Raw genomic sequence first — 9,485 nt, forward strand, 5'->3', positions numbered from 1 at the left:
CGGGTAGTTCTGGGAAGATGGGCGCATGAGCGAACCCCAGCACATCGTCGACCAGCAGACCGGGACCCCGACGGGCGCCGCCCGCCAGGTACCCGACAAGGTCTCGCTCGACGGTGTCGAGGACCGCTGGGACACGGCCTGGACGGCACAGGGGCTCTACGCGTTCGACCGCTCGAAGGAGCGCGCGCAGGTCTACTCGATCGACACCCCGCCCCCCACGGTGAGCGGCTCGCTGCACGTCGGTCACGTCTTCTCGTACACGCACACCGACGTCGTGGCGCGCTACCGCCGCATGCAGGGTGCCGAGGTGTTCTACCCGATGGGCTGGGACGACAACGGCCTGCCCACCGAGCGCCGCGTGCAGAACTACTACGGCGTGCGCTGCGACCCCTCGCTCCCCTACGACGCCGACTTCACGCCGCCGTTCGAGGGCACGGACGGCAAGACCATCAAGGCCGCCGACCAGGTGCCGATCAGCCGGCGCAACTTCGTCGAGCTGTGCGAGCGGCTGACGGTCGAGGACGAGCGCCAGTTCGAGGCGCTGTGGCGCCGCCTCGGCCTGTCGGTCGACTGGTCGATGACGTACCAGACCATCTCCGCCGAGGCCCGCGCGGTCGCGCAGCAGGCGTTCCTGCGCAACCTCGCGCGCGGCGAGGCGTACCAGGCGGAGGCGCCGGGCCTGTGGGACGTCACGTTCCAGACGGCAGTCGCGCAGGCGGAGCTCGAGGCGCGCGACTACCCGGGCGCGTACCACCGGGTCGCGTTCCACGGCGCCGGCGACGCGACGGTGTTCATCGAGACCACCCGTCCCGAGCTCCTGCCCGCGTGCGTCGCGCTCATCGCGCACCCGGACGACGAGCGCTACCAGCACCTGTTCGGCACGACGGTGACCTCCCCGCTGTTCGGCGTGGAGCTGCCCGTGCTCGCGCACCCCGCCGCCGAGCAGGACAAGGGCGCCGGCATCGCGATGTGCTGCACGTTCGGCGACCTCACCGACGTGCAGTGGTGGCGCGAGCTGCAGCTGCCGACGCGTTCGGTCGTCGGCCGCGACGGCCGCCTGCTGCGCGACACCCCGGAGTGGCTCTCGGGCGCGGGCGCGGAGCTGTACGCGGAGCAGCTCGCCGGCAAGACGACGTTCTCGGCGCGCGAGGCGGTCGTCGCGGGCCTGCGCGCGAGCGGCGACCTGGACGGCGAGCCGGTCAGCACGCAGCGCAAGGCGAACTTCTACGAGAAGGGCGACAAGCCGCTCGAGATTGTCACGAGCCGCCAGTGGTACATCCGCAACGGCGGTCGCGACGAGGAGCTGCGCGCGGCTCTGCTGGCCCGTGGCGCCGAGCTGGGCTTCCACCCCGAGTTCATGGCGGTGCGCTACGAGAACTGGGTCGGCGGCCTCAACGGCGACTGGCTCATCAGCCGGCAGCGCTTCTTCGGCGTGCCGTTCCCGGTCTGGTACGCGCTCGACGAGCACGGCGAGCCGGACCACGCGAACCCGCTGGTCCCCACCGAGGACCAGCTCCCCGTCGACCCCTCGTCGGACGTCCCCGCGGGCTACACGGCCGACCAGCGCGGCGTGCCCGGCGGCTTCGTCGGCGACCCCGACATCATGGACACGTGGGCGACCTCGTCGCTCACGCCCCAGATCGCCGGCGGCTGGCGCAGCGACCCGGACCTGTTCGCGCGCGTGTTCCCCATGGACCTGCGCCCGCAGGGCCAGGACATCATCCGCACGTGGCTGTTCTCGACCGTGGTGCGCAGCCACCTCGAGCACGGCTCGCTGCCGTGGTCGGACGCCGCGATCAGCGGCTGGATCCTCGACCCCGACCGCAAGAAGATGAGCAAGTCCAAGGGCAACGTCGTCACGCCCATGGGCCTGCTCGAGGAGCACGGCTCCGACGCGGTGCGCTACTGGGCCGCGAGCGCGCGCCTGGGCACGGACGCAGCGTTCGAGGTCGGCCAGATGAAGATCGGCCGCCGCCTCGCCATCAAGGTGCTCAACGCGAGCAAGTTCGCGCTCTCGTTCGGCGACGTGCAGCTCGACCCGACGCTCGTCACGGTGGCGCTCGACCGCGCGATGCTCGCTGGGCTCGCGGACGTGGTCGACCGTGCGACCGCGGCGCTCGAGGGATACGACCACACCCGCGCGCTCGAGCTGTCCGAGACGTTCTTCTGGACGTTCTGCGACGACTACCTCGAGCTGGTCAAGGACCGCGCGTACGGCGAGGGTGCCGGTGCGGACTCCGCACGCGCGGCGCTCGGCCTCGCGCTCGACACGCTGCTGCGCCTGTTCGCCCCCGTGCTGCCGTTCGCCACGGAGGAGGTCTGGTCGTGGTGGCGCGAGGGCTCGGTGCACCGGGCGCCGTGGCCGCTCGCCGAGCCGCTCAGGGCCGCCGCGGGCGACGCCGACCCGTCGGCCGTGGCCGCCGCGGGCGCCGCGCTCGCCGCGCTGCGCAAGGTGAAGTCCGAGGCCAAGGTGTCGATGCGCACACCGATCCTCGCGGTGACGCTCGCGGTCCCCGCCGCGCTGCGCGCGAACGTCGAGCAGGCGCTCGACGACGTGCGCGCCGCAGGCCGTGCCGAGGGGACGCTCGAGCTCGTCGAGTCGGACGGCGAGTCCGTCGTCGCGCGCGACGCCGAGCTCGGGGAGCCCGTCGCGCGCGGCTGACCCGTCTCGCCACGTGGCCCGTACCCCGCCCCCGACGGCGCGGGGACGGGCCACGCGCGTAGCGTCGGGAGCATGACGGCACCCACCTACACCCTGAACGACGGCCTCGAGCTCCCCGCGGTCGGATTCGGCACCTATCCGCTGCGCGGCCAGGCCGGCGCCGACGCCGTGCGCGACGCGATCGCCGCCGGCTACCGGCTCGTCGACTCGGCGTACAACTACGAGAACGAGGGGGCCGTGGGCGCCGGGGTGCGGGCCTCGGGGGTCGCACGCGACGAGCTCGTGCTCGCGTCCAAGCTGCCGGGCCGCTACCAGCGGCACGACGACGCGGTGACCGCCGTGCAGGAGTCCCTGTTCCGCGCGGGCCTCGACCACTGGGACCTCTACCTCATCCACTGGCCCAACCCCGGGCAGGGGCACTACGTCGAGGCGTTCGCCGCGCTGCTCGAGCTGCGTGGGCGCGGCCTGGTCCGGTCGGTCGGCGTCTCCAACTTCCTGCCCGAGCACCTGCGCACGCTGCAGGAGCAGACGGGTGAGCTGCCGAGCGTCAACCAGGTGGAGCTGCACCCGCGCTTCTCGCAGGTGGACCAGCGCGCCGCCGATGCCGACCTGGGCGTGCGCACGCAGGCGTGGAGCCCGCTCGGACGCGGGAGCTCGGTCCTCGAGGACCCCGTCGTGACCCGGATCGCCGAGTCGCACGGGCGGGCACCCGGCCAGGTGGTGCTGCGCTGGGAGGTCCAGCTGGGCGTCGTGCCGCTGCCCAAGTCGGGCGACGACGAGCGTCGACGCCAGAACCTCGCGCTGTTCGACTTCGCGCTGAGCGACGACGAGATGACCGCGATCGGCTCGCTCACCCGCCCCGACGGCCGCATCGCCGGCCAGGACCCCGCGACGTACGAGGAGATGTAGCGCGGGCGGCTAGGGTCACGACATGCGTGAGTTCAGCTCGCCCACGACCGCGACCGTCGACGTGCGCGACAGCATCCCCGGGATGCTCGCCGAACGACTCGCACGGGACCCGGACGGCACGTTCGCCGAGGTGCGCACCGACGGCCGGTGGGAGCCGGTGACCGTCGCGGAGTTCGTCGCTCGCGTGACGGCCGTCGCCAAGGGCCTCGTGGCGCGCGGCGTCGAGCCCGGCGACCGCGTCGCGATCATGTCCCGCACGCGGTTCGAGTGGACCGTGCTCGACTTCGCGGTGTGGGCCGCGGGCGCCGTCGGCGTGCCGATCTACGAGACCTCGTCGGCGGAGCAGGCGCGCTGGATCGCGGCCGACGCGGGTGTGCGGCTCGCTGTCGTCGAGACGCCGGCGCACGCGCACGTCGTCGCCCAGGTGCGCGACGACCTGCCCGGGCTCGCGCACGTCCTGGTCATCGACGAGGGCGCGCTCGAGGCCCTCGCGGTGGAGGGCGCGGGCATCGCGGACGACGAGGTCGCGCGCCGTGCCGCGCTCGCCGGCCGCGACGACCTCGCGACCGTCATCTACACCTCGGGCACCACGGGCCGCCCGAAGGGAGTCGAGCTCACGCACGGCAACTTCGTCGCGCTCGCCCGCGCGGGCGTCGACGGACTCGGCGAGGTGTGCGCCGTCCCGGGCGCTCGCACCCTGCTGTTCATGCCGCTCGCGCACGTGTTCGCGCGGTTCATCGAGGTGCTGTGCGTGCCGTCGGGTGCCGTGCTGGGCCACGCACCCGACGCGCGCCACCTCGTGCCCGACCTCGCGTCGTTCCAGCCCACGTTCCTGCTGGCCGTGCCGCGCGTGTTCGAGAAGGTCTACAACTCGGCCGAGCAGCAGGCGGGCGGCGGCGCGAGGCTGCGGCTGTTCCGCTGGGCAGCCAAGGCCGCGGTGGACTACTCCCGCGCGCTCGACACCGAGGCGGGTCCGGGCGCCGCGTTGCGCGCCCGGCACCGGCTCGCGGACCGGCTGGTGCACGGCCGGCTGCGCGGGGCGCTCGGCGGGCGCACCGAGTACGCGGTGTCCGGCGGGGCGCCGCTCGGCGAACGCCTGGGGCACTTCTTCCGCGGCATCGGCGTGCGCGTGCTCGAGGGCTACGGACTCACGGAGACGACCGCGCCGACGACCGTCAACCGGCCCGGGCTGACCAAGGTCGGCACGGTGGGACCCGCGTTCCCCGGCACGTCGATCCGGGTCGACGACGACGGCCAGGTGTGGGTGTCCGGGCCGCACGTGTTCCGCGGTTACCGGCACGACGAGGAGGCCACCAAGCAGGCGCTCGTCGACGGGTGGTTCCGCACGGGCGACGTCGGCACGCTCGACGACGACGGGTACCTGCGCATCACGGGCCGCACCAAGGAGCTCATCGTCACGGCGGGCGGCAAGAACGTCGCGCCCGCGGTGCTCGAGGACCGGCTCCGCGGGCACCCGCTGGTCAGCCAGGTCGTCGTCGTCGGCGACCAGCGCCCGTTCGTCGGCGCGCTCGTCACGCTCGACGCGGAGATGCTTCCCGGATGGCTGTCCAACCACGGCCTGCCGGCGATGGACGTCGAGGCCGCCGCGACGGACCCGCAGGTCCTCGAGGCGCTCGACCGCGCGGTGCAGCGCACCAACGAGGCCGTCTCGCGCGCCGAGTCGATCCGCAAGATCCGCGTGCTGACCACGGACTTCACCGAGGCGAACGGCTACCTCACGCCGTCGCTCAAGGTGAAGCGCGCGCTCGTCCTGAAAGACTTCGCGGCCGACGTCGACGAGCTGTACGTCGACACCCGCCCGCACGACTGACCAACGGTCGCACGAGCGGGTGTCGCGACGCTCTTCAGGTGGGAGCCCTCAAACCACCGTGCGCAGCCTCGCCTGGTCGCCCGACTGGGTTGGCACGGCCTCGCTCGGCGTCGACCCGTCCGACCAGCGCAGCAGCGCGCCCACACCGTCCACGAGGTCGACCGCACCGTCCTCCGCGAACGTCACGCCGGCCTCCTGGCCCAGCGCGGCCCGCACGAGCGCGATGTCCGCCGAGTAGCGCTCGCCGGCGCCGTCGACGCCGATCGCCGCGAGGTCCTCGCGGTCCGTGGCGAGCTCGAGCGGGGCCGGGCCGACCCACAGCTCACGTTCGGCCAGCGACCCCGTGAGCGCGTCGACGTGCAGCACGAGCTCGGCGACCTGGCCGCGGCGCAGCACCTCCACGACGTCCCCGAGCGACGTCACGGCGTTCTCGCCGCGGCCCTGCGCGGTCGCGAACCGGTCGAGCACACCCTGACGGCGTCGCGCGCGGACCTCGCCCGCCGCGGCGAGCACCTTGGCCTCGAACGCGGCCTGGTTGACCCCCTCCCCGCGGCCACCGCCCGCGACCTCGACGAGCAGCGCGCGGGCCTCCTGCCCGAGCGCATCACGCACGAGCCCGACGGCACGCGAGTCACCCGTGAGCAGCACGATGTCCGGCGGCGTGCCGCGCACGCTGCGGTCCACCGCCGCGGCCACCGCCTCGGCGTTGCGCTGCCACGAGTCCTCGGCGCGGGTCTGGCTGCGCCGGTCCAGGCCGCCCTCGCGTGTCTTGTGCACGTCGTCGTGCCCGCCCTCCACCTGCTCGGTGGTCGGCTCCGCCTCGGCACCGCCGCCGACCGACCGCGTCACCAGGTCGGCCCCGGTGCGGTCGACCACGACCAGCAGCGCACGCACCTCCTCGTCAGCCGCCCGCACCGCGGGGAGAAGCGCCGGCAGAGGTCCGTGCACCGCGGCGGACTGCGCGGGCGCCTCCGCGACGACGCGGTCGACGACCACACCGTCCGCGTCCGCCACGACGATGCGTCCGTGCGGACCGCGAGCCCCTGTCGGGACCGTCACGAGGTCGCCGATCTCGTCGAGCACGCCCGCCGCCGCGCCGTCCCGTTCGAGCTGGCGCCGCAGGGACCGCCAACGGTCCTCGACGCCCGTGTCACCCGCCGACTCGGCGCGCGTCGCGTCGAGGAAGACGGTCGTGAACGGGGACGGACGGCCGAGCAGCGGCTTGAGCCAGTGCAGGTCCATGGGCAGCACCTCCGTGGGTGGACGCAGGACGACCGGCACCACGACGACGAGGGCGCGTCCTCGCCCCCGTCGGCCGGCCGTTTCTCTGTCGTCCCCCACCTTCCGCCACCTTCGCGCCCGGCGCGACCGCTGACGGCGGATCGGACCAGGTCGCGTCGCGGGTAGGGTCGGGCGCCGTGCACCTGACCTTTCGCGACGCGGTCCGCAAGGACCTCCCCCGCATCGTCGAGCTGCTCGCCGCGGACTCGCTCGGCGCAGGCCGGGAGACGACGGACCTCGCCCCGTACGAGGCCGCGTTCGCCCTCGTCGACGCGGACCCGGCCAACGAGCTGGTGGTCGGCGTGCTCGACGGACGGGTCGTCGCGACGATGCAGCTGACCTTCGTGCCCACCGTCTCGCGCGGCGGCACCCTGCGCATGATCGTCGAAGCCGTGCGCGTGGACGAGGCGCTGCGCGGCCGGGGTGGCGGGACGCAGCTCATGGCGGAGGCGCACCGCCGCGGGCGCGACCGCGGCGCGCGGCTCGCGCAGCTGACCTCCGACAAGTCACGGGCCGACGCGCACCGCTTCTACCGGCGGCTCGGGTACGCGCAGTCGCACGAGGGCTTCAAGCTCGAGCTCTGACCCACGCTGGCCTCGCGCCGCCCGCCCCGGCCCCGCGCCGCCCGGACCGCTCGCGAACGTGAAGCATTTCGCGCACGAGAGCCCACCAACGCTTCACGATCGCGCCGCCGCTACGAGCGCGGCGGGGCGTGGAGCGACCCCGGGGCGCCGAGCCGACGTCAGGCGTCCGCGTCCTGCCCACCGTTCGTCGCCTGGGCGATCTCCTCGTGGTGGCGGATGACCTCTTCGAGCAGGAACGCGAGGAACTTCTCCGCGAACACCGGGTCGAGGTCCGACTCCTGGGCCAGCGCCCGCATGCGCGCCAGCTGCTGCACCTCGCGCCCGGGGTCGGACGCGGGCAGCCCCTCGCGGGCCTTGAGGTGCCCCACGCGCTGCGTCGCCTTGAAGCGCTCCGCGAGCAGGTGGATCAGCGCGGCGTCGATGTTGTCGATGCTGCCGCGCAGGCGCGCGAGCTCGGGCGGGATCGGGGCGGGCAGGTCGCTCACGCGGGTGATCCTAGGCCGCGGCGGCCGCGTGCGGGCTCAGCGTCTCGCGACGCGTCGCAGCCGTCCGCGCGCCGGCGGTTCGTGCCCGGCGGTTCGTGCCCGGCGGTTCGTGCCCGGCGGGTCCGTGCCCGGTCGGTCGATGCTCGGCCCGTCCGTGCGCAGGAAGTCAGGCGCTCTTCTCGCGCGGCGGACGCTTCTCGCGCGGGGTGTCGCGCGGCACGAGCGTCGGGTTGACGTTCTCGAGCACCACGCCGCGCGTGATGAGCACGCGCGCGACGTCGTCACGGCTCGGCACCTCGAACATCACCTGCTGGAGGACCTCCTCCATGATCGCGCGCAGGCCGCGCGCGCCCGTGCCCCGCAGGAGCGCCTGGTCGGCGATCGCCGCGACCGCCTCGTCGTCGAACTCGAGCTCGACGCCGTCGATCTGGAACATCCGCTGGTACTGCTTGACGAGCGCGTTGCGCGGCTCGGTGAGGATCCGCACGAGGGCCTCACGGTCGAGCCGGGACACCGCGGCGACGACGGGCAGACGGCCGATGAACTCGGGGATCAGGCCGTACTTCTGCAGGTCCTCCGGGCGAACCTCGGAGAACAGGTCGCCCTCGTCGTGCGACTCGAGCAGCGGCGCCCCGAACCCGACGACGCGCTTGCGCGCGCGCGCCGCGATGATGTCGTCCAGCCCCGCGAACGCGCCGGCCACGATGAACAGCACGTTCGTCGTGTCGATCTGGATGAACTCCTGGTGCGGGTGCTTGCGGCCGCCCTGCGGCGGGACCGAGGCCTGCGTGCCCTCGATGATCTTGAGCAGTGCCTGCTGCACGCCCTCGCCGGAGACGTCGCGCGTGATCGACGGGTTCTCGCTCTTGCGTGCGATCTTGTCGATCTCGTCGATGTAGATGATGCCCGTCTCGGCCTTCTTGACGTCGTAGTCAGCGGCCTGGATGAGCTTGAGCAGGATGTTCTCGACGTCCTCGCCGACGTAGCCGGCCTCGGTCAGCGCCGTGGCGTCCGCGATCGCGAACGGGACGTTCAGCATGCGCGCGAGCGTCTGCGCGAGGTACGTCTTGCCCGTGCCCGTGGGGCCGACGAGCAGGATGTTCGACTTCGCGATCTCGACGTGGTCCTCGGCGGTCGGGCGGGCCGACTCACCGGCCTGCACGCGCTTGTAGTGGTTGTACACGGAGACGGCGAGCGCCCGCTTCGCGGACTCCTGCCCGATGATGTACTGCTCGAGGAAGTCGAAGATCTCCTTCGGCTTCGGCAGCTCGACGAGGCCGACCTCGGTGGCCTCCGCGAGCTCCTCCTCGATGATCTCGTTGCAGAGCTCGATGCACTCGTCGCAGATGTAGACGCCCGGCCCGGCGATGAGCTTCTTGACCTGCTTCTGCGACTTGCCGCAGAAGGAGCACTTGAGCAGGTCCGCCCCGTCCCCGATGCGTGCCACAGGTCTCCCTCTCTCCGTGTCGCCGCCGCCCGGGCGGGCGGTGCGTCGTCCGACACCCGGCCTACGGGTGCCCTCTCCCATTGGACACTACGCCGCGCCGGATGTCAGTCGAACCCGGTGGTTCGCGGCGGCGTGTCCCCCGAACAGGCCCGAGACGGACGGACGGCGGGTGCGCGCCGAGGCGCGCCCCCGCCGTCCCCGCCGAGGTCAGCCCTCGATCGCCTTGGGTTCGACGACCGTGGGCTGCGCACCCTTGCGGCTCGCGAGCACCTGGTCGACGATCCCC

At 73.3% G+C, this 9,485-nt stretch carries 7 protein-coding genes; 4 read left to right on the forward strand and 3 right to left on the reverse strand.

Annotation, left to right across the window (positions count from 1 at the left end):
* Positions 1-25 precede the first annotated feature (25 nt).
* From valS to AW16_RS0107780, 3 genes are all read left to right on the forward strand, one after another.
* A complete protein-coding gene (gene valS / locus AW16_RS0107770) occupies positions 26-2,662 on the forward strand; it encodes a valine--tRNA ligase (RefSeq protein ID WP_029289405.1) in 2,637 nt (878 codons plus the stop codon).
* Positions 2,663-2,734: 72 nt separating this feature from the next.
* Positions 2,735-3,571, forward strand: coding sequence for an aldo/keto reductase (locus AW16_RS0107775; RefSeq protein ID WP_029289407.1), 837 nt, complete (start codon positions 2,735-2,737; stop codon positions 3,569-3,571).
* A gap of 22 nt (positions 3,572-3,593) precedes the next feature.
* Positions 3,594-5,402: a long-chain fatty acid--CoA ligase gene (locus AW16_RS0107780; RefSeq protein ID WP_029289408.1), complete on the forward strand. Its 1,809-nt coding sequence runs from the start codon at positions 3,594-3,596 to the stop codon at positions 5,400-5,402.
* 48 nt (positions 5,403-5,450) lie between these two features.
* Here the strand turns inward: AW16_RS0107780 and AW16_RS0107785 are convergent, their stop codons facing one another.
* Complete coding sequence (locus AW16_RS0107785) at positions 5,451-6,644, reverse strand: hypothetical protein (protein WP_029289410.1); 1,194 nt, start codon at positions 6,642-6,644, stop codon at positions 5,451-5,453.
* Between the two features lie 176 nt (positions 6,645-6,820).
* On the opposite strand from AW16_RS0107785, the gene AW16_RS0107790 reads away from it, so the two are divergent.
* Positions 6,821-7,267, forward strand: a complete 447-nt coding sequence (locus tag AW16_RS0107790; RefSeq protein WP_029289412.1) for a GNAT family N-acetyltransferase — start codon at positions 6,821-6,823, stop codon at positions 7,265-7,267.
* A 158-nt stretch (positions 7,268-7,425) separates the two neighbouring features.
* On the opposite strand, the gene AW16_RS0107795 is transcribed toward AW16_RS0107790, so the two are convergent.
* Together AW16_RS0107795 and clpX are read right to left on the reverse strand one after the other, a co-directional pair.
* Positions 7,426-7,752, reverse strand: coding sequence for a chorismate mutase (locus tag AW16_RS0107795; RefSeq protein ID WP_029289413.1), 327 nt, complete (start codon positions 7,750-7,752; stop codon positions 7,426-7,428).
* A gap of 166 nt (positions 7,753-7,918) precedes the next feature.
* A complete protein-coding gene (gene clpX, locus AW16_RS0107800; RefSeq protein WP_029289415.1) occupies positions 7,919-9,199 on the reverse strand; it encodes an ATP-dependent Clp protease ATP-binding subunit ClpX in 1,281 nt (426 codons plus the stop codon).
* Positions 9,200-9,485 lie beyond the last annotated feature (286 nt).

The organism is Cellulomonas sp. HZM (assembly GCF_000708885.1).
Classification (GTDB): Bacteria; Actinomycetota; Actinomycetes; order Actinomycetales; family Cellulomonadaceae; genus Cellulomonas.